Source organism: Enterococcus avium ATCC 14025, from assembly GCF_000406965.1.
GTDB classification, from domain to species: Bacteria; Bacillota; Bacilli; order Lactobacillales; family Enterococcaceae; genus Enterococcus_A; species Enterococcus_A avium.
Genome location: NZ_KE136357.1, coordinates 1,164,127 through 1,187,870 on the forward strand (window position 1 = coordinate 1,164,127; position 23,744 = coordinate 1,187,870).

A 23,744-nucleotide genomic window follows, 5' to 3' on the forward strand; every position below is an offset into this window, starting at 1 on the left:
AAATGTTTGAAAAAATATGGAATAATTTGATTTAAAGTGGTATGATTACCTCACATAAGGTTAGAGGAGGAAATATCAAATGAAGTTAGCTACAAGAATTAACTCGTTTTTACCAAAGTTTGACAATAATCTGGAAAAAGTCTTTGCAGAGTTCAAAAATTTAGGATTAACTCATGTTGATCTAAATTATCCTGAACATGTTGTGGATTACAGTCCAGATGAAATGAAAAAAATTTTGAGTGAGAATAATTTAGAATTAAATGGAGTTGCTCTTCGTTTTAGAAATCAATTTATCAACGGCGAAATTGGAAACGCTAACGAAGAAATTTCAAAAAAAGCTTTGCAACTTTGTAAAGACGCCGCAGACTATTGTCGAGCAGTTGGTGGTGAAGTAGTAACGATTTGGTTAGGATTTGATGGTTTTGATTACTCGTTCCAAATAAGCTATGAAAAAGTTTGGAAACAAATTCGAGATTGCTTTATTGAGATGGCAGACTATGCACCGGATGTTAAATTTAGTATTGAATACAAGCCTTTTCAACCACGAGCATATGCGTTTATCGATTCATTAGGCTTAGCTATGGTAATGATGAATGAAATTAATCGGGATAATTTAGGAATTACTCTAGACTATTGCCATATGCTAATGAAACATGAAAATCCAGCTTATGGTGCTAGCATTTTAGGAAGTCGGAACAAGTTGTATGGGGTTCATTTAAATGATGGCTATGGATTGAATGATGACGGCTTAATGCTTGGAACAAGTAGTTTAGTGAAGACAATCGAATTTCTATATTATATAAAACTTCATGAATATGATCATGCGATTTATTTCGATACATTTCCTGTAATTGAAGATCCTGTTGCAGAATGCAAACGTAATATTAATATGATAAAGAAACTAGATAATTTAATTGGTAAATTGGGTATGTCATATATTCAGTCAGTAATTGATGAAAACAGTGCTGTAAAAGTGAGTGATTTAGTAATTAAATTTTTAGCATAATTTTAGGGGGAGTGAAAAAAATGGTAAATTATAAGAATCTAGCAAAAAGTATCTTAGATGAAGTTGGCGGACCAGAAAATATTTCAAATATGACTCATTGCGCTACACGATTACGTCTCACGCTAAAAGATGATAAAAAAGCAAATGATGAAAATATTAAGCAACTGGATGGGGTCGCTAATGTTGTTAATAAAGCAGGGCAATATCAGATTTTAATTGGTACAGAAGTTCCTAAGTTATATGACGAATTTGAAGAGTTAGTTAATAATAATGGTCAAGCACAAGTAGAGACGAGTAATGTTAAAAGTGGGGGTATCATTACTAATATTTTTTCAGCTATTTCAGCCATTTTTGCACCATTGTTACCAGCCCTGGCTGGTTCTGGGATCTTACGAGGTTTTATTATTTTAGCAGTTCAAATAGGTGTGCTTAGCGAGAATAGTGGTACGTATACTATTCTATATGCCACTTCAATGAGTGTTTTCTATTTCTTACCAGTGTTGTTAGCTTTTACATCTGGACGCAGATTTGGCGCAAGTCCTTATTTGTCTGCTTTAATCGGAGCATCGTTGTTACATCCTGATTTCATTGCATTATTAGGGAATCAAGGTAATGGTGCGACTACGAATTTCTTAGGAATTCCAGTAGTTTTGATGAACTACAATTCAACGGTTGTGCCGATTATTTTATCTATATGGGCATTTTCTTATCTTTATAAATTTTTAGATAAACATGTTCCAGAAACGTTAAAGCTAGTTATTGTACCACTAATTTCACTTGTAATAATGGTTCCATTAACCGTTATTGTCATTGGTCCTTTGGGCGTGTACGGTGGAGAGGGAATAGCTAATATTGTAAATTGGTTAATTGAGCGCAGCAGTATTCTAACTGGAGTGCTTATAGGTGGTGGTTGGAGTGTTCTTGTAAGCTTTGGAATTCATTGGGCAGTCAATCCCATTATGATTAATAATATATCGATGCACGGTTTTGACTATATTGTGCCGTTTACTTTTGCTTGTAATTTTGCTGTCATTGGTACCACTATTGGAGTTATTTTTAAAGCACGAAATAAAAAGCTAAAAAACTTCGCCTTAACAGGTCTTATTACGATAGCGCTATCAGCTATTATAGAACCTACGCTCTTTGGTCTGTTAGTTAAAAATAAGAAATTGTTTTTAGCCCAAATTATAGGTGGCGCGGTTGGTGGTGCATACTTAGGTCTTATGAAAGTTGTTACTAATTCATTTGTATTTGGTAGTGTTACTACATTTCCTGCGTTTGTGACAAAGAATAGTACAAACTTTGTCCACGCGATGATTGGTTTATTAATTTCGTTACTAATTTCAGCTGTATTAGGCTATTTATTTACAAATAAAGACGATCAATTAGCTTAAAGAAATTGGTAGAATAGTCGTTACTAATTGAACTATGCTATTATTATAGTAATAGTAAAACTAGAAACGAGGACAGTTAATTGATACCATATGAACGACAAGAAAAGATTGTAGAAATCCTCAATCAAAAAGAACTTCTTCGAATAGAAGAATTGCAAAAGTATATTCCAGAAACTTCAATTTCTACTTTAAGAAGAGATTTAAAAGAGTTAGAAAAAAGAAATAAGGTGCAACTTCTAGCTGGTGGTGCGGTAAAATTGATGACTAGCACTATTGAATTGCCTATCTCGGCTAAAACTAATCTACAAACAAAAGAAAAGGATTACATTGCTAAAGTAGCAGCCAGATATATTAATGATGGCGATACGATATACTTAGATTCCGGATCTACTTGTTTTGCATTGTTAAAGGAAATTGTTAAAAAGAAGATACACATTATCACGACTAATACTGACGCATTGTCGTTAATTGGTGACTTTTCTTGTGACATTACTTTATTGGGAGGTACATTTAATCCAATTATCTCATCTCTTTCAGGCCCATTAACCGAAGAAAATATTAAGAAATATATTTATGATAAAGCTTTTTTAGGTGCTAACGGGATTGATTTAAAATTTGGAGTAACAACGCCGGATTATGTAGAAGCCTCTAAAAAGATGGCAGTATTAGGTCAAGCGAAAATATCTTATTTACTATGTGATAGTAGTAAATTTCATAAAGTTTCGACAGTTAAAGCTTTTAGTTTGAAGGATGTTACTTTAATTTCAGACAAATCTGATAAAAAAATAGGTAAAGAAATTGAGATTATTTCAAAATAAGGAGTCTTAAAACATGGGGCTATTTAATAAGAAAAAAACTACTGAACTATTTAATCCTGTAAGAGGAAATGTTGTCCCTCTATCAAGTGTCCATGATGAAGTTTTTGCTAGCGAAGCAATGGGAACTGGGTTTGGTGTTTTTCCAAGTAGTGGGGAAATATATAGCCCTACAAAGGCTACAGTAACAGCTATATTTCCAACCAAACATGCTATTTCCCTTGTTACAAAAAATGGGATGGAAATTTTGATTCATATTGGAATTGATACGGTTGAATTAAATGGTGAAGGTTTTGACATTTTAGTTCAAACAGATGATAAAGTTGACAAAGATACTTTGTTAGCAAAAGTTAATATAGACTATCTAGAAAAACAACACAAAAAAACTGATGTTATGGTCATTTTTACAAATTTGAAAGATAAGAAACTAAATTTAGATTTAGGGGAGAATCAAGCACAGAATAAAATTGGTACAGTAGAATAATACTAATATAATTGATTGTTCTGTTTTGATTGGAGTATTTTTCAGGACCAGATAACTCTTTAATAGGAGTTAATAAATATAAAAGTAGTAGTTTAGTATCACGAGAGTGGTACTGGACTACTTTTTATATTCAACAAATAAAAAAGTTAACGATCATTTACTGAATAAAAATGTAAACGAGTTTGTTAAAATCACAAGGTTGAGATGGAGAAAGGAAGATAATGGACGCTATACTTAGTATTCCTATGAAGAAATGAAAGTGTCTGCAAGTTCAATACAAATGGAAATCAATTCAGAGAATTATAATTTTATAATAGATTTCGCAGAACTTATCTGTGAAGCTCAATCATCCAATCGACATGCGTCACGGTGAATGTCGCGTTTTCTGCGAGAGGGGAACTCATATTTTATTTTAAACAAGTGAAATTAGTTAAGAAATCCAAAATATAATATATATTTACACATCGCCATTCTTCATGCTATCTTTATTGAAAACTCATATAAAAACTGTTCGAAGTTTATCGGCTAAGATAATCCAATGCTTTTCTATCCATGTTCACTTTATACAGATGTCAAGATAAATAACAAATAGGAGGCTGTTCCGATGACAGGATTGGTAGAGGGATTTTTAAAGAAGACAGAGGAAAAGAAGCTGTATGTTACTGCTGCTCAGATTCGAAAAGAGGGTCAAGTGATTGATGAATGGACGAGATTTACAGGAAAGCCAAGATTTGAAGCATATTCTATTTCGAAAACATTTGCGGCGGCAGGTGTTGGGATTGCTATAAAAGAAGGACTAATCACCTTAGATGATCGAATTGTTGATAGTTTTCCGGAAGAGAGCTACGACCTCACGAATGAAAACGCTTTAAAAATAACGGTTAGAGATTTATTGACGATGACTTCGGGTGTGAGTGAACGAATGTTTCGCAGAGCTGGATATGAGCGGAAGCATGAACGAGATTGGGTGCGTTATTTTTTTAAGCACGCGCCGTTTCTTAATGAGCCGGGAACGACTTTTCTATACAACAACGCAAATGCCTATATTTTAGGCTGTTTAATCGAAAAGAAATCGGGTCAGAATCTGCGAGAATATTTGAGGTATCGGCTTTTTGAACCTTTAGAAATTCACAATGTCGAATGGACCAGCTGTCCGATGGGGCATACAATCGCGGCCAATGCGCTGCAGCTAAGTATGGATGAGGTTGGGAATTTTGGTCAGCTTCTACTAAATAAAGGAGTGTACAAGGGGAAATGTATACTGTCAGAGGCATTTATTGATGATATGTTCGTTCCACATTATGAAAGCAACGAGTTTGTGCCTAACGATCCTCCGGTTAAGGCAGGCTATGGTTATCAAATATGGATTGATGAGGCCAATGATCTAGTATTTATGTGGGGGATTCTCGGGCAATATTGCATTTTGATCCCTAAGAAGAATGTCGTGATTAGCGTGTTATCCTTGGAACCCACAGATGAGATGGGGCATGAGATGTATCCTTTGTCACCGCTTCGTCAGATAATATGGAAAGAATTGGTTATGAAAGTGTGATTAGATAGGTAGGACAAACGATAGAACATGGTTTGTTCGATAGACTACCTGATCATATAACTTTAACTTGATCAATAAAAATCTAGCGTTAAAAAGCAGCATACCGTTCTGGTGTATGCTGCTATTTTTTATTATCCAATTATTCTCCATTTCTATATTGACATAAAATAAAAACCTGCTAAACTTGGCTTATGGATAATTAATCCATAATTGATAAAAACGGAGGATAATTTTTATGGAGAAGCTGAATGTTGCAGTTATTGGTGTCGGGATTTATGGGATTCATCATGTGGATGTGTATAAGCAAAATCCATTTGTGGAGTTGACCGCTGTTTGTGATTTCAGTGCGGATATTCGAAAGATGGCAGAAGAGAAGTATGGTGTAAGGACGTATGAAACTGTCGAGGAATTATTAGACAGCGAGAAATTGGATGCGGTTTCAATTGCTACGCCAGATCATCTTCATGTGGAGCCAGCACTGGCTTGTATCAATCATGGGCTCAACGTATTGATTGAAAAGCCGTTAGCTATAACGGTGGCGGATTGTAAATCCATTATGGATGCGGCTGAGAAAAATAATGTGCGTGTTGCGGTTGATTTCCATAAACGCTGGGACCCAGCAGCGATTTATACCTTCAATCAGTTGAATGAATCTGAAAATGGTTATCCGATTCGCGGGTACATGAACATGGACGATATGATTGATGTACCGACAAAGTGGTTCAAATGGGGCAATTCTTCTGATCCAGTTGACTTTCTGGGGGTTCACTGTGTGGATCTGATGCGTTGGTATATGGGCTGTGAAGTTACCGAAGTTTATTCAGTTGGATCAAAGAAGCTCTTGCCTAGCATGGGCGTTGATACGTATGACAGTGTTCAATCAATGATTACTTTTGAGAACGGTTGCACGTGGATGTTGGAGAATTCTTGGGTTCTGCCATCAGGCTTTGCGAAGGCGAATGATAGTCGAACGTCGATTTTGACTTCAGAAAAATACATTCGCATCAACAATCAGGATCGTGGAGTGGAGATGGTAGACAATGAAAAATCACATACACCGAATGTCTTTTTCTTCAATGATTTCAATAATAAAGTGGTTGGTTTTGGGGCAGACCCAATCAATAGTTTCGTTGATTGCTTGATCGATGGGTCTGATTTTGTGGCAGATGTGTATGATGGATTGCAGGCGGCAAGAGTGACCGAGGCGATTCATAAGAGTTTGGAAATAGGTGACCGAGTGAAACTTTAGTCAAAAAAAGAAAAAAGGAGAGAGGAACGATGGCAAAGCAGAAAATTGTCAGAATAGACTACCGATTGATTCACGGGCAGGTTGTAGCAAAGTGGATCAAGTATTATCCAGTGAATCGGATCATTGTCGCCGATGATGAATTGAAAAATGATGCGTTCATGTGCGATATCTACAAAATGGCTGCTCCTGGAAATGAAGTGGAGATCGTTGGTTTAGCAGAGTTGCAGGCAGCACTGGATAAGAAAAATGATGATGTCATGCTGATCTTCAGAGACATTAAAAATGCGAAGCAGGCATTAGATAGTGGAGTGGGTCTGTCGGAATTAAATGTTGGTGCGGTTCAGACTGGAAAGGATCGTCAATTCGTGACATCAGGTGTCGCCTTATCCAAAGAGGAGTTTGATTGTTTACAGGAAATTCAACAAACAGGCTTGAAGGTATATATTCAGCCAATTCCTGAAAATGAAAAACTATCGTTAGAAAGTATTGCGAATAAAATCAAGTAGGCAGGATGTCCGTTCCACTGCTTCAGTAATTTTTCATTTTAGTGGAGTGAGATATGTGGTGAAAATCACACCTATTTTCCTGAAAAATAAAATCAGTAGGAGGAATTACTATGGATAATAGTGTAATGATGGCTGTTGCAATGGCGCTGGTTTATTGGTTAAGTCGCGGAATGATCGGGGGATATTTCGCGCTGTTTTTCATTGGAAATCCAATCTTCATCGGGATTATTTCTGGCTTGATTTATGGGGATGTCAAATCGGGGCTGATGATTGGCGGAGGGATCGCGGCTGTATTTGCGGGGATTATTGCTCCGGGAGGCAATCTGCCGACGGATCAAGGGATGGCCGCGGCCACTATGATTCCTATCGCTTTAAATACCGGCTTATCTGTGGAGCAGGCAATCGCCTTTGCTGTTCCGTTAGGTCTTTTGGGCGCGCAATTATTGAATTTACGTAAAATCATCAATGTTCCTTTGGTTCATAAGGCCGATGAATATGCTGAAAAGGTGGACACAAAGGGAATCGCTCGAGCAGCAATCTGGTATCCGGTGGCGACTTCTTTCTTATTATTGTTTTTACCTGTTTTTATCGTTGTATTGTTTGGTCAAGATGTGATGCTGAATCTTTTAGAAGTCGTTCCAGAATGGATCATGCATGGACTAGAGGTTGCCGGCGGAGTCTTACCAGCGGTTGGGTTTGCGCTAATCATTAATTCAATTGGAAAACCGCGGCTGATCCCTTATATTATTATCGGTTTTGTCTGTGTTTCTGTGTTAGGTATGAATTCTCTAGTAACTGGGATCATCGCGATTTCGATCGCCTTTATTACTGTGCTGAATCGTAAGCAGCTGTCTGAGCTAATGGGAGGGTAAGAAAATGGAAAAGAATGAAAAGAAACTGACGCGTTCAGATATTAACAAAACGATGTTCCGCTGGTATTTTTCAACAGAGATCTCCTTGAACTATGAAAGAATGCAGTCCATTTCCTTTACGTATGCGTTAATGCCTGTATTACAAAAGCTGTATGATACAAAAGACGACCTGAAGCAGGCTTTGCAGCGGCATTTGGCTTTGTACAACACGAATTGTACAGCTGGAGGATTGATCTTAGGAACGGTTCTTGCGATGGAAGAAGAAAAGGCCAATGAAGGAAACATCTCGGATGAGGCAATTATTGGGATTAAAACAGGATTGATGGGTCCGGTTGCGGCTTTTGGGGATTCATTCAGTGCAGGCACATTGCAAACACTTTGTATTTTAGCGGCGAGTACCTTGGCGGCGGGCGGGTCATTTTTTGGTTTGCTAATGCTGTTTTTAGGGAATTTTATTCTGATGTGCGAGCTTGTTTTGACGACGAATCTTACCTATATTAAAGGTCGTGAGGCCATCAAGGATGTTTTGTCCTCTCGCTTGATGACTGACGTACTGGAGGGTGCGAATATTCTGGGCATGATGATGATGGGGGCATTGACTGCTTCGATGGTCACATTGGTTACACCATTAGCGGTGACGTTTGGTGAGACGAAAATGAAGATTCAAGATAATTTTGACAATCTGATCCCAGGACTCTTCGCCATTTTGGTCTTGTTTTTATTTTACTTCTTGATTGGGAAGAAAAAAGTCAGCATTTCTAAAGTTATTTTCGGAACCATTATCGTTTCGATCGCGCTGTCATTCTTTGGAATCGTATAGGGAAAGGAGTTGTGTCTATGAAGGGAATTTTATTAGTCAGTCATGGCGGATTGGCTGAGGGCATGAGAGAATCGCTAGAATTGTTTTCAGGCAAATTGGAGCAATTAGCTGCTTTATCATTATCCGCTGGGCAGGACATTTCGGAATTTAATGAACAATTAGTTCAAAAAATTGCTTCTGTTGATTCAGGAGACGGTGTGGTCGTTTTTTGTGATCTTGCCTTTGGGACGCCGGCGAATGTGGTGGCACGCTTGCTGACCGCCCCCAAGTATAAGGGGAAACTTCAGATCGTCACTGGTATGAATCTGCCGATGGTTTTAGAATATAGCCAATTAAGGGCGGAAACAATTGATTTTAATGATATGATTAAGGTAGGAAAAGATGGTATCATAAATTTGAATGAAAGCCTAAATCTGTGAGGAAAATATAACTGTTAAAGGAACGAACACAATGAATGCTGTTGATATGATAAACAAACATTATGACGAATTAACCAAATCTGAGCGAAAAGTGGCGGACTATATCGTTTCAAACAAAGACAAGGTCATTCACAACACGATCAGTGACTTGAAGCAGCTCTTGAATGTTGGCGATGCTACGATCAATCGACTTTGTAAAAAAGTGGGCTTTTCCGGCTTTACTGACTTAAAAATCTCGATTGCTAAAAACAATGTCAAGCTGGAGCATGACAGCTTCAATAACACCGACCTGTTGAACAAAATCAAAGAAACTCTGGACAGAACCCATGAGCTAATTGACAAAAATGACTATCGCGAAGTCGTCCGTTTAATCGAAGAGAAACGCCATATTTATATTTTAGGCAAAGGTCAAAGCGGCTTAGCGGCAACGGATTTGGAGAAATTACTTCTAAGAAATGGTGTACAATCAACAGCCCTGTTAGATTCGGATTTTCAAATCAATGCGGCAACGGTAATGACGTCAGATGATCTGCTTATCGTTTTTTCTTTAACCGGTAGAACAGCGGATCTCATTGATGCGATCAACATCGCTAAAGAAAACGACGTAACAGTTATCGGCATTACCAATTATTTGCTATCTCCTATTGCGAAGCTGAGCAATGTCGTGCTGCAAAGCTCTTACGATGAGTTGTTCAATTCACCTGTACCTGGGAGAATGAGCCAGATGTATATCTCTGGATTGATCGTTGATATTTACGAAAACAATCAACACGCTTCAAGAAGCATCGAAATCAGAGAAAAAACACTCAAAAGAATCATGAGCAGACGAGTAGAGGAGTAAAAGTATTTGTTGTTTTCTATAGAAAGATTTTCTAGTTGTGAAGTTGCTATTTTCTATTTGTGAAGTTGCTTTAGTTGAGCCTAATCATCTTAATTGATGGTTGGGCTGTTTTGTTATGAACAGAAAAGGTTAATCCTTTGCCTTCAGAGAACGGGAAGAGACCTCCAGAAAACCAAGAATACATTGTTACCTATTCTAATGACGAAGCGGAGTATTACGAAAAAGACGAAGTTACTAAGTGTGCTTTGTTTTGACAAAATATGAATTGCTTCTTAATATAGAGAAGGACGTATTTATGCATAACACGAAAATACGCGGCGGCGGTTTGTTTATTTGGCTCTTCGTCAATGAGTGTTGGTGAAGAAATTCAATAGAATAATCGAGATACTCACACGGCTAGACAGCTATTTTGTCTAGCCGTGTTGTTGTTCTGGCTTTAGTTAGTTGGGTAGTGTTCTTAGTTTTCTTGAAATATTTTCCTCGATATAAAAAGATTCGTTCTCGGTAGTTTTGAAAGTTTCTAAAGCCATAGGCAATTCGTTTTAGTACTTTGATATGGTTGTTCAAACATTCTATAGGGCCGTTGGAATAGGGAACTCGCAACGCTCGTTTGATTTCTGTTCGATATTTCTTGAAGGTCGTGAACACTGGTTGGTAGTGCTCTGGCAACTCCTTGTAGTCTTCTTTTAGGAGCGCGACGAATTCAGGAACATCTTGTCTTCTGATAGCGGAAAGAAAAACCTGGTAGACTTCGTAGCCTCGCTTTAAGGAGTCATCATAATATAATAGCCGATCGACTATCTCCGCTTCTGTCAGATGATCTCGAAATGACGGACGCCAGTAGCGATGCTGACCATTCAATTCCCACGCATTCTTTTGAAGTAGTCTCCAGTATTTCTTTAAGTGCTTCGACCGACGATCCCCTTTTTTAAAGGTCTTCATTACTTGAATTCGGTGGTTGGTAAAGGCCCGACCGATGTGTTGGCTAATATGAAAGCGATCGGCGACGATTCTGGCATTCGGAAAACACTCTTTCACCAATGTGCGATAGGGTGTATAGAAATCTGAAACCACTAGACGTACTTGTTCACGGACTTTTCTAGGGTAGCGCAAGAAATAGTCGCGTAAAGGATTGAGTTGCCGATTTTCCACAATATCAATCAGTTGATGGGTCTTGCCGTCCATCATGACAAAGCTCATGGCTCCCGAGACGTTTTTCACCGATTTGAATTCATCGAAACACACCACTTCTGGTAACGGCTGGTTCAAAGAAACGGTTTTAGGCCGAAGGCTGCGAAGTATTCGAATGACAGTGGTCGGAGAAATGTGCTTCATACGTGCGATCAAAGACATAGAAAGTGGTTCGCTTAATAGCTCAAGAATGGCTTGTTTGACTCTGCGAGCAATGGAGCAGCGACGATCACTAACTGAATCTTCTGCTAAAAAAGTCTTTCCACAGTGTTTACATTTGAAGCGCTGTTTGTTAATCCGAAGAATGGTCTTGTAGTTACTGACATCATTCAATAAGATGGATACTTTTTTCCAGCCCCATTTAATGATCGTTTGCTCATTTTCATAGTGGCAATGAAAGCATTCCTCTGGTTGATAGGTCAATGTGCCATCAAAAACAAAACATGTTTCGTCATTGATGCGCTCTTTGCGAAAGGCATCTTCATGAAAGGTAAGATTTAGGTCTAGAATATCTAGTAACTCTTTGGTAAACTCTGAATAGGACATCTTGAAACACTCCTTTGAATGGTTTTCGTCGACTTTATTCTAAAGGATTTCAAGGTGTCTGTTTGCGTTTATTAGAAAAAAGAAAAAGTATTGGCAACAGAAGGCGTCACCAACACTAGATATTATAGAGCCGTTTATTTCTATGGCTACATTTGTTTGAGTAGTCATAAAAAGCAAATTGCGGCTGTTTTTATTGTGAAAGGAGTCTTGTTATGCTATCAAAAATAAAATCCTTGGTGGTTTTGTTTGTCGGAATTAGCCTGATGTCAATCGGGATCGCATTAGCGAAGCTTGCCCAATTAGGTACTTCGCCAATTTCTAGTATTCCCAATGTGATGAGTTATATCACACCACTATCGATTGGAAACTTGACAATGATTTTCATGGTCTTGATGATTTTCTTGCAAATGGTCATCTTACGTGAGGTGAACCTTCCTATTATCCTGCAAATCGTACCAGGTCTCGCCTTTGGTGGGTTGATCGATGTCTTTGTGGATGTATTTACTAACTTGGGTTTGCCGGCACTTATGGGACATTACTTGGAGCAATTGGCATTTACATTGCTTGGAATGGTGGTGCTGTCTCTGGGTGTATTTTTTGAAGTCAATTCGCGGTCGATTTTGATGCCAGGAGAAGGACTGGTGGTCGCTCTGACCTTGCGTACGAAGAAACCTTTCGGCAAATTAAAGATGTATACAGATTTAACGATGGTGGCAGTAGCGCTAGTGATCTCGCTGCTTTATTTTCAAGGACTTGTCGGGATTCGAGAAGGAACGATCATTGCGGCGCTCTTTACAGGTAGATTAGTGACCCTTTATAGTCCGTTGATTCCTTGGGTGGATCGTTTTACGACAAAATAAACCATGCTAAAAAATGAATCTATCGCTCAAAGTATCTTTGAAGGATATTTTTAGTAATCGACATTTGTGTTGTCTCCTATGATTGGGTTTGGGAATTGATTTATAGGATAATCAGATATTTTTTGGTTATGAAAGGGTCCTTGGTGTTTTCACTATCGGAAGCAAACAACCATTATAGAAACGTTTATTCATAGTGATGAGCCGTTGCGTGACGAACAACGGCTCATTACTATTTTTTATTAAATCCCGCATTTTACAACACCTTCTGCAATAGCAAGATCGTCCCAATAACAATCACAAAACCGATCGTTGCGATGGCTGTCAATGACGTATGAAAAATCGGGACGGACAAAACGGTCGCAAAGATTGGCTCGAAGGCAGTCAAAATGCTGGCTAGGGATGACGAGATGTATTTCAAGCTGGACAGGTAAATAAAATAAGAAACAGCGGTTCCTAAAATGACTACGATCAAAATATGTAGCAGCGAATGAAGGGAAAGTTCCCCGGTATAGCGGAAAAATGGCTGGATCAGATTTGCGGGCACACTTCCCAACAGCATGCCCCAGCCTACGACTAAGAGACTGCCGTATTTTTTTAGCAGATTACGGGGCTGAACGGAATAAAACGCTAGAGAAATCGCTGAGCCGACACCCCAAAGCAAGGAGGCCGGAGTGACTGTCAATTGAGCAATATTTCCGTTAGCGACGATCATGAACACACCAATAAGTGTTAGAAGCATCAGCAGCAGGGTGTTTCGATTAGGCAATCGTTTGTTTTTCATAGCTTCATAAATGATGATAAAAAATGGGCCTGTATATTGAATAATCGTAGCGAAGGAGGCACTGCTTAGCTCGATCGTCTTGAAATAAGTATATTGAACGGCATACATTCCTAGAATAGAAAAAGTCAGAATCGCGATAAGGTCTTTTTTTTCTCGAAATAGGGCGAAGATTGAAGGCGCGCCCGTAAGTTTAGCAGCAGATAGTAAAAGAAGTCCGGCAATAAACATTCGAGTAGAAACCAACCATTCAGCGGAAAACTGGTAGTCATTAAATAGAATTTGTCCGGAAATCCCTGATATTGCCCATAGTGTGGCTGCTAGTCCCGCAAATAGGATGCCTGTGTTCTTTTCTGCTAATTTCATAATGTTCTCCTTTAATTTACCAATAGTGTTGTGATACTGTATTATAGAACGTTGTATTTTTGACTTTCTATCAAAATAAAGACTATTTTTATCATTATTGTGTAAAGGAGCAAGGCGATGTATTTTGAAGTCAATGAAGCTGAGCAGGAGCAAACCGAACACCGAATCGGTGATTTCCCGCTGGCGATCTATCATCGCATTTTAGAACGGACTAGAAATGATGAGCTGATGTGGCACTGGCATGAAGAATTTCAACTGACCTTCGTTCTTTCCGGAACCTTGGAGCTTTCTGTTGGAAAAGAGACGTATCAGATCCATGAAAAGAGTGGGATCATTATTAATTCACGAAGGCTGCATCACGCGATTCCCTTAACTGAAACGGCAGAGTACATCTGTATTGATTTTTCGCCCCATTTTCTGAATGAACAATTGTATCAATCGACCATCAAACCTTTGCAAGATAATCAGAATTTTATCTGCCGGCTATTAACACTTGCGCCTCATCAGCAGGCAATTTTACAAGAGATCGCAGAGACTCCTCAAGCCTATAACTTTCTAAAAATCTATGAACTAATCCTCAGCTGTCTAAATGAGATCGGCAATTCGCCTACCTCTTCAGAAAAGAAGGAGGATCAGGATATTTATCAGCTGCTGAATTTTGTCCATCAAAATTTTCAACAAGATATTACAGTGGCGGTGATTGCTCAAGTGATTCCTATCAATAAAAATAAGTGTACGAGTTTGTTTAAGGCCTACACCAATCAATCGCCTATGAACTACACGATTGATTATCGATTGTTGAAGGCGAAAGAACGGCTTTTGGAAACCGAAGAGACAATCTCTGAAATCTGTTTTGCGGTTGGGTTTAATAATTTGAGCTATTTCATCGCAAGGTTTAAAAAGAAATACGGCTGCAGTCCGAAGCAGTTTCGGAAGAGGTTTGTGGGTGGGAATACACCTAAAAATCGCTGAACTAAAGCAGTTCAGCGATTTCTTCGTCTATCACCAGATCTGTAATGAAGTTCATCTTAAGCAGGGTTTGGACGCTCTCGGCTTTTTCTTTTCCGGTAGCTACGATGACTACTTGAGGAATTTTCTTGATGTCCTGTAGTTCAATTCCCAGCAGACGTTGGGAGAAGCCTTTTTTTAATGGGGTGCCGTCTACAGTAAAAATCGTACTGCCGATATCGCCGATGGCGTGCTCGCTTTTCAGCAGCGCTGCTTCTTCTTCGGAAATATATTTCAATTTTTTATAGGTGGAGGAGCGAATAGGATCGCTGACACCTAGGATCGCAAGGTCGACTTTTTTTCCTTCTTCGATGATTTCTTTGATTAACTCTGACTTGAGCAGGGTTTCCTTCACCTCTAAGGTATCGGCAATCGCGGGTGCGTAGAAGTAGGAGACCTCGCTGTTGTATTTTTCAGATAGAACAAAGGCTAAGTGATTGGAATGAAAACGGAGCTCTGAAAGACCGATACCTCCGATTAGTGGCGTGATTTTCAAATGGTTTAAATTTAATAAATTCGCGTGTTCAACGTATTCATAAAGTGTGGAGCCCCAGCCGATTCCTAATTTATGGATACTTTTTAGCATGGGCTCAATCAGGTCGGCGCAGAGTTTTCCGGCGGCGGCTTTCTTGTCCTTTTGGGATTTTGCCGCGATTTTTACATTGTTTAGCTGATATTTTTCTATCAGCGTTTCCTGCAGCTTCAGTAAGTGCAGCTCATTGTGCTGAATGGTGATCTTGACGATGCCTTTTTCTTTGGCTTCGTGAAGCAGTGAAGCCACCGTTGGCCGCGAAATATTCAGCTTTTTGGCAATTTCACTTTGGGTGGCTTCCTCTTCGTAATAGAGAAGCGCCGTTTTTAGCATCAAATTTTCACGATCAAGCATTTGTATCCCTCCTTGTAACATATGTTCCTGCGAAAATAATTTTATACCAAATGATATTCGCGGATTCCGTTGACTTTTCACCTTAATGATACTACAATTTTTACAAAAGTAAATAGAGTTTTACAAATGTAAAAAAAGGAGAGGATTCAATTGTTAGTCAATTCCAAGGAAATGCTGCTAAAGGCCAGTAAAGAAGGCTACGCTGTACCTGCTACGAATTTTATCGATCTAGATTCGGCCCGGACATTTGTTACGGTGGCGGAAAAATTAAATAAACCCTTGATGCTGCCATTTGCCCAAGCTCACAAAGACTTGATCTCGTTAGAAGAGGCGGCATTAATCGGGAAATATTTGGCGAATAAGGCTTCTGTGCCGATCGTCTTGCATTTGGACCATGGCGAAGATTTTGATTTTATTAAACAGGCGATTGATTTAGGCTTTACCTCTGTCATGATTGATGCCTCTAAGGAGAGTCTAGAAAATAATATTGAAATCACCAAAAAAGTAGTGGACTATGCTCATCCAAGAAACGTTACCGTAGAGGCGGAATTGGGGCATGTCGGTGCCGGCACCAATTATGAAAATCATGAAACGACTGATTCTATTTACACAGAGGTCAAGGATGTTCAGACTTTTATCGAGAATACCAATGTCGACTCGCTGGCGATCTCAATTGGAACCGCTCACGGAGCCTACAAGGGAACACCGGTATTGAATTTCGAGCGTTTAGCAGAAATTAAACAGATCACAGATGTTCCATTAGTTTTACATGGCGGCTCCTCATCTGGCAGCGCGAACCTAAATCGTTGTGCCACCAGCGGCATTGCCAAAATCAATATTTTCACGGATTTCCTAAATGCGGCTTATCAGAAAAATATGAATGGGCAACCAAAAGACTACTTAGAAATGAAACAGCTTTCGAATGAAGCGATGGCTGAAACACTAGAAGCTTGCTATAAGGTTTTTGCGACGAAAAGCGTGAATTAAAAAGGGGGAGCAACGAATGTCTACTAAAATCAAGTCGCCATTTTTCGTATTTAATCCGAAATCTTATTTATACGGCGAAGAATTACTGAAATTGGCGAAACGTGCAGATGAACTGGCTGCGAAATATCCAGAATGTTCGATCTTGGTCACCGTTCCTTTTGCGGATATTGCCGCAGTGAAGCAGACGACAGAAAAGATCATCGTCACCGCACAGCATATGGATGGGATTTATCCAGGCAGAGGGATCGGACATGTTTTGCCTGAATCGATTTATCATGCGGGGGCACGGGCTGTTTTCCTAAATCACGCCGAGCGGCCAATGACTGTCGCTGCGTTAGCTCAGGCCATCACACGGGCCAAGGAGCTAGGGATTGAAACGATTGTTTGTGCTGATTCTATTCCGGAAGCCCAAGCGGTGGCAATGATGGGGGCGGACGTCATTTTGTGTGAGCCAACCGAACTGATCGGTACCGGACAAACAAGTGATCGTAGCTATATCGAACAAACCAATCAGGCAATTAAGGCGATTGATGCGGACATTTTAGTCATGCAGGCCGCTGGAATCAGCACCGCAGACGATGTTTATCGCACAATGGAACTCGGTGCCGATGGGACTGGTTGTACCAGCGGAATCACAAACGCGGATTCGCCGGCAGAGATGCTGACTGCTATGGTAGAGGCATTGGTAAAAGCACATAAGGAAAGAGGTTAGACAAAATGGCTGTAAAACATGAACAATTATCTCTGGATACTCAAGCAGGGAAGGTGACGTATTTAGATATTACTCTTCAGCTAAGAAAAGCGATCAAAAATTCTGGCATTCGGGATGGTCTATGCGCCATCACGACTCCTCATACGACGTGTTCGGTCATTTTTGAAGAATACGTTCACGACAAGGATTGGAAGGGTGACGAATTTTTACAGGTTGATCAAAATCGCATTTTAGATAAATTAATCCCACGACAATATACGGAATCAGACTACTTATATCCTGGTCCAGCCCATGTGGAATTTCTCAAAGACTTAGCTGCCAAGGACCCTAATTATCTGCCTGATCCAGTCTCGATTTTAAATGCGGATGCACACATTAAAGGTTCGTTCTTCGGAGCCAGCGAAACGGTCATCATCAAGGATGGCGAACCGTTGATCGGTTCAGTTGGGTATCTGTATTTTGTTGATTGGGATCAAAATCGCGAACGCACACGTACCTGCAATTTAATGATTATGGGTGAATAAGAAAAGAAGTACAATCGGAGTGGTTTCACTCAGGATTGTACTTCTTTTTTTAACTATTTACTGAGGAAAAAAGCGCTGAATCTCGATCGTCGCGGCTTCCGGAGAATCGGAGGCGTGAATAATATTTTCACTGGCATTTAATGCGAAATCTCCGCGAATCGTTCCTGGTGCAGCCTCTAAGGCATTGGTTGTGCCAATCATCGTTCGAACGATCCGAATGACTTCTTTTTGCTCGACAATCATGACAACGACTGGGCCTGAGGTCATATAGGCCAACAGGTCATCAAAGAAGGGCTTATCCCTTAGATGAGCATAATGGGCCTTAACTAATGGGACATCAAGGGTTCTTTGCTGCATTTTCCTGATGATCAAGCCACGATCCTCAAGACGTTGAATTATTCTTCCGATTAGTTTTCTCTTAACGCCATCTGGTTTGATGATTACAACAGTTTGCTCCACGTCTTTCACCTCTTTTTCATCGTTAACATTTTAAACAAAAAGCCAAGATGTGACACCTTGGCTTTTTGTAAGGATTCTTATGATTGGTGCTGTAGTTGTTTTAGAGTTTCCCATTTCCAATTTGCAACTTCTGGAATATCCGTTCCATTTTCACGAATAAAATCGTGGTGGAATTGAAGGGTTTCATCCATTTTAGCTGAGAATGCTGCTGCATCCAAGCCATATGCTGCGTTTGCTGCGTCTTGTGCCAAGTGGAAGCGATCCATTTCGCTAAAGACACGCATATCAAACGGGGTAGTTATATCGCCATTTTCACGGTAGCCATGAATATGAATATTATGGTTATGACGATCAAAGAAGATATCCCGCACCATTCCTTCATAGCCGTGGAAGGCGAAGACAATTGGCTTATCCGTGGTAAAGATGGCATCGAAGGCTTCATCAGACAAGCCTCTAGGATCAACATCTGGATGGCGCAGCTTCAAAATATCCACGACATTGACAAAGCGGATTTTTAGTTCTGGGAAGTTCTTATTCAATAGAGAAACTGCTGCTAATGCTTCTAGATTTGGTTCGGTACCAGCCGCAGCGATCACCACGTCAGGTTCTTCGCCGTTGTCGGTACTTGCCCAATCAATTACCTTCAAGCCTTCTTCTACAAGCTCTTCTGCCTCAGCGGCTGAGTAGAATTGTGGGCGAGGGTGTTTACTTGAAACGATTAGGTTGATGACTTGTTCGTCCTGCATCGCTTTATCCATGACCGCCATCAAGCTATTGGCATCGGCTGGCAAATATTCGCGGATAAATTCAGGCTTTTTCTCTGCTAAATGAGTCAAAATACCAGGATCTTGGTGGGTATAGCCATTATGATCCTGTTGGAAAACAGTCGAAGTGGCGATCACATTCAGAGCCGGATATTTTTTGCGCCATGAATGAGCACTTGCTTTACGCATCCACTTGAAATGCTGTGTCAACATTGAATCAACCACTCGAAGGAAAGATTCGTAACTAGCAAAGAAACCGTGACGGCCAGTCAATACGTAGCCTTCTAAAAATCCTTCGGCCTGATGTTCAGATAATTGGCCATCGATTACACGACCAACAGAAGATTGCCATTCATCCGTTGCGTTCTTTGGTTCTAACCATTGACGGTCAGTGACTTCAAAGACTTTATTTAAGCGATTTGATTTTGTTTCATCAGGACCAAAAATACGGAAGTTTGTCGGATTTTCGGTGATCATGTCACGGGCTTGTTGTCCAAAGACGATCATATCCTGCGCCATTACCGCACCTGGTGTCGAAGTATCAATGGCATGCTGCTTCCAATCAGGCATTTTCATTGGTTTTGGTTCAATTCCGCCATTAGTGATCGGATTTTTTGCCATGCGTTTATCGCCTGTTGGAGAAACCACTCGTAATTCTTGCTTGATTTTTCCTTTTTCATCGAAAAGTTCCTCTGGACGATAGGATTTCAACCAATTCACTAATTTGTCGATATGCTCCATGTGCTCAGAATCCACTGGAATTGGTACTTGGTGGGCACGGAAGGTACCAGCGATTTGCTCGCCGTTCCAAGTTTCAGGGCCAGTCCAGCCTTTTGGTGTGCGGAACAAAATGACTGGCCAAGCTGGCATCGTCGCCTCTTCGGCTTTGCCTTTACGTGCCTCGGCTTGAATTTCTTTAATATCTTCAATTACGGCATCTAAGGTTTTCGCCATCATTTCGTGAACTTCCTGCGGATCGGTTCCTTCAACAAAATAAGGGTTCCAGCCCAAGCCTTCAAAATAATTCGCTAAATCCTCGTTGCTTTTACGGGAAAGGATGGTCGGATTAGAGATTTTTCCGCCATTTAGATAAAGAATCGGTAATACAGCGCCATCATTTACAGGATTGATAAAGACATTTGAGAACCAACCGCCGGCTAATGGACCGGTTTCTGCTTCGCCATCGCCCACAACTGTCGCGGCAATTACATCAGGATTATCTAAAATCGCTCCAGTAGCATGAGACAGGGCATAGCCTAGTTCGCCGCCTTCATGGATCGAGCCGGGTGTTTCTGGCGCCGCATGAGAGGCGATGCCGCCAGGGAAAGAAAACATCTTGCACAGCTGTTTTAAGCCGTTTTCGTCTTCGGTAATCTCAGGATAAATCTCGGTATAGCTTCCATCTAGGTAAGAGTTGGCCACCATGACCTGACCACCGTGACCCGGACCTTCGATATAAAACATATTTAGATCATATTTGTTGATGGTCCGATTTAAATGGGCGTATAAAAAGTTTTGACCAGAAATCGTTCCCCAATGTCCGATTGGATGCGTTTTTACATCTTCTTTTTGAATCGGACGGCGTAATAACGGGTTGTCCTTTAAATACATTTGAGCTACCGAAATATAATTGGCTGCCCGCCACCATGCGTCTACTTTTTCCAAATACTCTTTTGAATCAAAATTGGTTGTCATCGAAAAGCTCCTTTGTGGTAAAATTTACTTTTATAATTCTAGTATAATATACCTTTAACTTGTGAATTTGTAAACGATAAATTTTATTTTTCTTTTGTTAGCTGGAAAATCGTGGGTGAGAAATTGACGGCTTAGAAATCGGAAATGTGTAAATAGCAACATTTAGAAGATGGTGTCTGATTGAATGATCGTCAAAAAAATTTTTGTTTTAGTGATTAGTGTTGATTTTATCGTGTTAATTTACAGCCCACTTGGTGTAAGTGGAAGGGTGATGATGTATGATATAAACCAGAATCTTCGTTGAGTAAAAAGAATGTAAGAAGAATACGAGCGAAAATTTTCATGTTCAGATATTCACAATATTATTGACATTCTTTTTTAATTATGGAATAATGCGAAATTAGATTGATGGTGCGTCTTGAAAAAAATGTAAATTCGGCCGAGTGAGCTCTTTTTTTTAAAGATGTTTGTGATTTTTTTCACCCGTTTTTTATCAAAGAAAGGATGATCGAGTGATGAAGGAAAGAAGACTGCAAACCCCGTTCTATTGTGTTAATTCTCAGGTGCTTTGGAAGGATGAAGAGGCTGTCAAGAATGCTGTGCTGGTTGATCAAAAGGTCTCACAGCTAGGAATGGACGCCATCTTTACGGTGTGCAGCGAGGATGTCTCCAAAGTTAAAAATGTGATTCATCGAATCAAACTCGCGATTGATTTTACAGACGCTAAACCTGAAAATTTGAAAAAGCTAAGAGAAGAAGGCGCTGAGGTCATTATTTTCGATGATCTTGAAACGATCTTCAACATAAAAAATATTTTAGAGATAGTCAAAGAACTGAATTATTCCGTCTTAGTAAGAACCGAGAAGCCCTTTGACATTCCTGAAAATGTCTTAAAGGATATCGATATCATCAAATGGAATTTTAGCGATGATCTGGCAGATTCGACTGCTAGTGCTCGTTTGAATACGGAGCAAAAGGAATTTTTAGAGACGTTTAAGCAAGTGAATCCCCACATCGCTGTTATCTATGGCGCAAGGAAGAACATTTCCAGTAACCTAGTCCTAAATACCTTATTGTCAGGCATGGATGGCTTTGGTGAGTTGGGGGGATATCGAACAACGACTGAAAAGCGTTCGGAGATGCTGCACGCGATGAATGATTACAAAAACGTCTTAGATTTCATCAAGTAAATTGAGAAAACTGAAGGTATCAACGCATTTATCAATGATTTAAAATAAGATATTTCGTCAAAAGCCCATCATTTCGTGGGCTTTTTTCTTATTTTTAGATAAAAATATGGGTATTTATTTCTTAATTAAGTTATTTTATGTAGGTTTTTGATACGTGGTTGTCGTATTCCTTAGATTAGGATTTTTATATTTTAGTTGCAATCAAATTTTTGGTGTGTAAATCTCGCGAAAATAGGCGTATGTTGTTGGTGTAGATATCTCAATAAAGAATGATTTCAAGAAAGGATGTCACTTCTGCTTTTCACAGCATCTATAGCTCAGAAAAAATAGAAAGCCATAGTCAAAGAAAGCAATAAACCTGTTTAGCAGAATGATATACGGCGTGAGAATCAACTTAATTTTTTGCAAAAAAATAAATACATTAAAACGAACAAGGAGGAAATCAGGTGCAAGAATACGGCATCACCAGACAAAAACTTTTTACGCTGTCACGGAAAACAGTCGAAAAACGCATTCGCAAGTTTTACCATGAGACAAAAGATGGCACAGCCACCATTGAACTGTTGATCGCGCTGCAAGTCCGAGCAGAACTCTGCGAATCAGAATTCAAGAGTGTGTTACGCGGATTAGCGAATCATATTTTCTTAAAAACCCGCTCGACTGCCGCGATGCGTCGCTATTATATTTATTTTACCGATTATTTTGGAAAGAAAGAATGGCAATTATTATCCGCGAAATTATTCCCAGCGCAAACCTATGTCGCTGAAGAACCTGAACGATTATTGAATCAAATCACTGAAGAACCATTAACAGGATTTGCGGAATCATGAAGGTGATTTCCAGTCCAAGTGAAGAAAAAATAAAAAACGAAAGGAAGAAAACTAAAAAATGAAAACGATTACGTTAGATGCGGAATTTGCCGATGAAATTGGCAAGTCCCATCATTTGAAATTTAAACATTTTGATCCCACCAAAACCGCGGATCAAGTCAAAACAGCATTAACCAAATTAACCAAGATCGGCCTGTTTGAAAAAGATGGGGTCGCGCTATTCAAGGAGGTCCTCCACGCCAAAGTAATCGTGCGAGAAGTCCGCACGATCATTGATGATAAAGAAGAAATTGAGAAACCAGCAAACGATCCAATGAGTGTCATGCTGGAGACAGCTGGCGCACAGCCAGTTGTAGAAGCGACTATTGCAAAAGAAAAACCGCAGCCGCAGTCTGTAAAAAATACCGGACAAATCCGCTTTCCAGAGGATTTCACAATCACCGAAGAGCAGCCAAAACCAGGCTGGTTAATTAAAACCATCCAGCTACCAATGGGAGTGGAACCGCAGGATATTAGTGAAAGTCAGGCATTGATGATGATTACATCCAGTCTGCCAGCAGGCGTCTCCGTGGAGGATCTTGCAGTAGATGAGCAAGCAACGCCAGCGAAGCTGATTATTACGGCGAAATATGAGGAGGAAGCAGAAGAACCAATAGCCTCCGCAAATAAAGAATCGCCGCCAGCAAAACCTAAGAAGAAACGGAAACGATTACTCAATCGCATGCGCAAGCGAGAATAAGTAGCACACTTCCGCCTCATCAAAAAATCCAACGTTGGGATGAGGCGGAAGTGTGTACGATTTAAAAAGGTGAGCGCAAATTTTAAGCCCGCAAAAGCTGCGGGCTATTCGTCGTGTTTTGTTTAGAAAGTTGCGAATTAGACAATCAGGATTTTGTAAATAGAATGGGACGGATCATTCTTTATAGTGATCTACTTGATTGATTTATGAGTCTCTCTGCCTTGAGACTGTCAACGATTTGGGCCAAAATG

At 39.8% G+C, this 23,744-nt stretch carries 24 protein-coding genes; 19 read left to right on the forward strand and 5 right to left on the reverse strand.

Features of this window, described 5'->3' with window-relative positions:
• Window positions 1-79: 79 nt before the first annotated feature.
• The 11 genes from OMU_RS05560 (at window position 80) to OMU_RS05610 (ending at window position 9,958) form a co-directional block, all read left to right on the forward strand.
• A complete protein-coding gene (locus tag OMU_RS05560) occupies window positions 80-1,006 on the forward strand; it encodes a sugar phosphate isomerase/epimerase family protein (RefSeq protein ID WP_016178990.1) in 927 nt (308 codons plus the stop codon).
• Window positions 1,007-1,026: 20 nt separating this feature from the next.
• Window positions 1,027-2,400 (forward strand): PTS transporter subunit EIIC, encoded by a 1,374-nt coding sequence (locus tag OMU_RS05565; RefSeq protein ID WP_016178991.1) that lies wholly within the window; start codon window positions 1,027-1,029, stop codon window positions 2,398-2,400.
• An 80-nt stretch (window positions 2,401-2,480) separates the two neighbouring features.
• Entirely contained in the window at window positions 2,481-3,218 is a 738-nt protein-coding gene (locus OMU_RS05570) for a DeoR/GlpR family DNA-binding transcription regulator (protein ID WP_016178992.1), read from the forward strand.
• Between the two features lie 13 nt (window positions 3,219-3,231).
• Window positions 3,232-3,699 carry a PTS sugar transporter subunit IIA gene (locus OMU_RS05575; RefSeq protein WP_016178993.1) on the forward strand — a complete coding sequence of 156 codons (468 nt, stop codon included), beginning with the start codon at window positions 3,232-3,234 and terminating at the stop codon, window positions 3,697-3,699.
• Window positions 3,700-4,303: 604 nt separating this feature from the next.
• Complete coding sequence (locus OMU_RS05580; RefSeq protein WP_016178994.1) at window positions 4,304-5,251, forward strand: serine hydrolase domain-containing protein; 948 nt, start codon at window positions 4,304-4,306, stop codon at window positions 5,249-5,251.
• Between the two features lie 235 nt (window positions 5,252-5,486).
• Entirely contained in the window at window positions 5,487-6,500 is a 1,014-nt protein-coding gene (locus OMU_RS05585; protein ID WP_016178995.1) for a Gfo/Idh/MocA family protein, read from the forward strand.
• A 29-nt stretch (window positions 6,501-6,529) separates the two neighbouring features.
• Complete coding sequence (locus OMU_RS05590; protein WP_016178996.1) at window positions 6,530-7,006, forward strand: PTS sugar transporter subunit IIB; 477 nt, start codon at window positions 6,530-6,532, stop codon at window positions 7,004-7,006.
• Between the two features lie 110 nt (window positions 7,007-7,116).
• Entirely contained in the window at window positions 7,117-7,878 is a 762-nt protein-coding gene (locus OMU_RS05595) for a PTS mannose/fructose/sorbose/N-acetylgalactosamine transporter subunit IIC (RefSeq protein WP_016178997.1), read from the forward strand.
• Window positions 7,879-7,882: 4 nt separating this feature from the next.
• Window positions 7,883-8,698, forward strand: a complete 816-nt coding sequence (locus tag OMU_RS05600) for a PTS system mannose/fructose/sorbose family transporter subunit IID (protein ID WP_016178998.1) — start codon at window positions 7,883-7,885, stop codon at window positions 8,696-8,698.
• 17 nt (window positions 8,699-8,715) lie between these two features.
• The gene (locus OMU_RS05605; RefSeq protein ID WP_016178999.1) at window positions 8,716-9,117 is read left to right on the forward strand and encodes a PTS sugar transporter subunit IIA; all 402 of its coding nucleotides are present in this window, start codon (window positions 8,716-8,718) and stop codon (window positions 9,115-9,117) included.
• Window positions 9,118-9,148: 31 nt separating this feature from the next.
• The gene (locus OMU_RS05610; RefSeq protein WP_016179000.1) at window positions 9,149-9,958 is read left to right on the forward strand and encodes a MurR/RpiR family transcriptional regulator; all 810 of its coding nucleotides are present in this window, start codon (window positions 9,149-9,151) and stop codon (window positions 9,956-9,958) included.
• Between the two features lie 396 nt (window positions 9,959-10,354).
• Here OMU_RS05610 and OMU_RS05615 read toward each other — a convergent pair whose 3' ends face one another.
• On the reverse strand, window positions 10,355-11,695 hold the full coding sequence (locus OMU_RS05615; protein WP_016179001.1) for an ISL3 family transposase: 1,341 nt from the start codon (window positions 11,693-11,695) through the stop codon (window positions 10,355-10,357).
• Window positions 11,696-11,907: 212 nt separating this feature from the next.
• On the opposite strand from OMU_RS05615, the gene OMU_RS05620 reads away from it, so the two are divergent.
• A complete protein-coding gene (locus OMU_RS05620; protein ID WP_016179002.1) occupies window positions 11,908-12,555 on the forward strand; it encodes a YczE/YyaS/YitT family protein in 648 nt (215 codons plus the stop codon).
• A 253-nt stretch (window positions 12,556-12,808) separates the two neighbouring features.
• Here the strand turns inward: OMU_RS05620 and OMU_RS05625 are convergent, their stop codons facing one another.
• Complete coding sequence (locus OMU_RS05625; protein ID WP_016179003.1) at window positions 12,809-13,699, reverse strand: DMT family transporter; 891 nt, start codon at window positions 13,697-13,699, stop codon at window positions 12,809-12,811.
• 117 nt (window positions 13,700-13,816) lie between these two features.
• Here OMU_RS05625 and OMU_RS05630 point away from each other — a divergent pair, with 117 nt between their 5' ends.
• Window positions 13,817-14,671, forward strand: a complete 855-nt coding sequence (locus tag OMU_RS05630) for a helix-turn-helix transcriptional regulator (RefSeq protein ID WP_016179004.1) — start codon at window positions 13,817-13,819, stop codon at window positions 14,669-14,671.
• A 1-nt stretch (window position 14,672) separates the two neighbouring features.
• Here the strand turns inward: OMU_RS05630 and OMU_RS05635 are convergent, their stop codons facing one another.
• Window positions 14,673-15,593, reverse strand: coding sequence for a sugar-binding transcriptional regulator (locus tag OMU_RS05635; RefSeq protein WP_016179005.1), 921 nt, complete (start codon window positions 15,591-15,593; stop codon window positions 14,673-14,675).
• 150 nt (window positions 15,594-15,743) lie between these two features.
• Between OMU_RS05635 and OMU_RS05640 the strand changes: the two genes are divergently transcribed.
• Genes OMU_RS05640 through OMU_RS05650 form a run of 3 tightly spaced genes read left to right on the forward strand, consistent with a single transcriptional unit; the run spans window position 15,744 to window position 17,816 of the window.
• Window positions 15,744-16,580, forward strand: a complete 837-nt coding sequence (locus OMU_RS05640) for a class II fructose-bisphosphate aldolase (RefSeq protein ID WP_016179006.1) — start codon at window positions 15,744-15,746, stop codon at window positions 16,578-16,580.
• A 16-nt stretch (window positions 16,581-16,596) separates the two neighbouring features.
• Window positions 16,597-17,292 (forward strand): triose-phosphate isomerase, encoded by a 696-nt coding sequence (locus tag OMU_RS05645; protein WP_016179007.1) that lies wholly within the window; start codon window positions 16,597-16,599, stop codon window positions 17,290-17,292.
• A gap of 5 nt (window positions 17,293-17,297) precedes the next feature.
• Complete coding sequence (locus tag OMU_RS05650) at window positions 17,298-17,816, forward strand: YjbQ family protein (protein ID WP_016179008.1); 519 nt, start codon at window positions 17,298-17,300, stop codon at window positions 17,814-17,816.
• Window positions 17,817-17,873: 57 nt separating this feature from the next.
• Here the strand turns inward: OMU_RS05650 and ndk are convergent, their stop codons facing one another.
• Window positions 17,874-18,275, reverse strand: coding sequence for a nucleoside-diphosphate kinase (gene ndk, locus OMU_RS05655; protein ID WP_016179009.1), 402 nt, complete (start codon window positions 18,273-18,275; stop codon window positions 17,874-17,876).
• Between the two features lie 77 nt (window positions 18,276-18,352).
• Window positions 18,353-20,734: a phosphoketolase family protein gene (locus OMU_RS05660; RefSeq protein WP_016179010.1), complete on the reverse strand. Its 2,382-nt coding sequence runs from the start codon at window positions 20,732-20,734 to the stop codon at window positions 18,353-18,355.
• Between the two features lie 515 nt (window positions 20,735-21,249).
• Here OMU_RS05660 and OMU_RS05665 point away from each other — a divergent pair.
• The 3 genes from OMU_RS05665 to OMU_RS05675 all read left to right on the forward strand — a co-directional run bounded on the left by OMU_RS05665 (window position 21,250) and on the right by OMU_RS05675 (window position 23,493).
• Window positions 21,250-21,924 (forward strand): hypothetical protein, encoded by a 675-nt coding sequence (locus OMU_RS05665; protein ID WP_016179011.1) that lies wholly within the window; start codon window positions 21,250-21,252, stop codon window positions 21,922-21,924.
• Window positions 21,925-22,370: 446 nt separating this feature from the next.
• Window positions 22,371-22,754 carry a hypothetical protein gene (locus tag OMU_RS05670; protein ID WP_016179012.1) on the forward strand — a complete coding sequence of 128 codons (384 nt, stop codon included), beginning with the start codon at window positions 22,371-22,373 and terminating at the stop codon, window positions 22,752-22,754.
• A 58-nt stretch (window positions 22,755-22,812) separates the two neighbouring features.
• Entirely contained in the window at window positions 22,813-23,493 is a 681-nt protein-coding gene (locus OMU_RS05675) for a DUF2922 family protein (protein ID WP_016179013.1), read from the forward strand.
• Window positions 23,494-23,744 lie beyond the last annotated feature (251 nt).

Coding starts and splice junctions, on each gene's coding strand:
- OMU_RS05560 (WP_016178990.1), top strand. CDS start 80: ATGAAGTTAGCTACAAGAATTAACTCGTTTTTACCAAAGTTTGACAAT.
- OMU_RS05565 (WP_016178991.1), top strand. CDS start 1,027: ATGGTAAATTATAAGAATCTAGCAAAAAGTATCTTAGATGAAGTTGGC.
- OMU_RS05575 (WP_016178993.1), top strand. CDS start 3,232: ATGGGGCTATTTAATAAGAAAAAAACTACTGAACTATTTAATCCTGTA.
- OMU_RS05580 (WP_016178994.1), top strand. CDS start 4,304: ATGACAGGATTGGTAGAGGGATTTTTAAAGAAGACAGAGGAAAAGAAG.
- OMU_RS05585 (WP_016178995.1), top strand. CDS start 5,487: ATGGAGAAGCTGAATGTTGCAGTTATTGGTGTCGGGATTTATGGGATT.
- OMU_RS05590 (WP_016178996.1), top strand. CDS start 6,530: ATGGCAAAGCAGAAAATTGTCAGAATAGACTACCGATTGATTCACGGG.
- OMU_RS05595 (WP_016178997.1), top strand. CDS start 7,117: ATGGATAATAGTGTAATGATGGCTGTTGCAATGGCGCTGGTTTATTGG.
- OMU_RS05600 (WP_016178998.1), top strand. CDS start 7,883: ATGGAAAAGAATGAAAAGAAACTGACGCGTTCAGATATTAACAAAACG.
- OMU_RS05605 (WP_016178999.1), top strand. CDS start 8,716: ATGAAGGGAATTTTATTAGTCAGTCATGGCGGATTGGCTGAGGGCATG.
- OMU_RS05610 (WP_016179000.1), top strand. CDS start 9,149: ATGAATGCTGTTGATATGATAAACAAACATTATGACGAATTAACCAAA.
- OMU_RS05615 (WP_016179001.1), bottom strand. CDS start 11,695: ATGTCCTATTCAGAGTTTACCAAAGAGTTACTAGATATTCTAGACCTA.
- OMU_RS05620 (WP_016179002.1), top strand. CDS start 11,908: ATGCTATCAAAAATAAAATCCTTGGTGGTTTTGTTTGTCGGAATTAGC.
- OMU_RS05625 (WP_016179003.1), bottom strand. CDS start 13,699: ATGAAATTAGCAGAAAAGAACACAGGCATCCTATTTGCGGGACTAGCA.
- OMU_RS05630 (WP_016179004.1), top strand. CDS start 13,817: ATGTATTTTGAAGTCAATGAAGCTGAGCAGGAGCAAACCGAACACCGA.
- OMU_RS05635 (WP_016179005.1), bottom strand. CDS start 15,593: ATGCTTGATCGTGAAAATTTGATGCTAAAAACGGCGCTTCTCTATTAC.
- OMU_RS05645 (WP_016179007.1), top strand. CDS start 16,597: ATGTCTACTAAAATCAAGTCGCCATTTTTCGTATTTAATCCGAAATCT.
- OMU_RS05650 (WP_016179008.1), top strand. CDS start 17,298: ATGGCTGTAAAACATGAACAATTATCTCTGGATACTCAAGCAGGGAAG.
- OMU_RS05660 (WP_016179010.1), bottom strand. CDS start 20,734: ATGACAACCAATTTTGATTCAAAAGAGTATTTGGAAAAAGTAGACGCA.
- OMU_RS05665 (WP_016179011.1), top strand. CDS start 21,250: ATGAAGGAAAGAAGACTGCAAACCCCGTTCTATTGTGTTAATTCTCAG.
- OMU_RS05675 (WP_016179013.1), top strand. CDS start 22,813: ATGAAAACGATTACGTTAGATGCGGAATTTGCCGATGAAATTGGCAAG.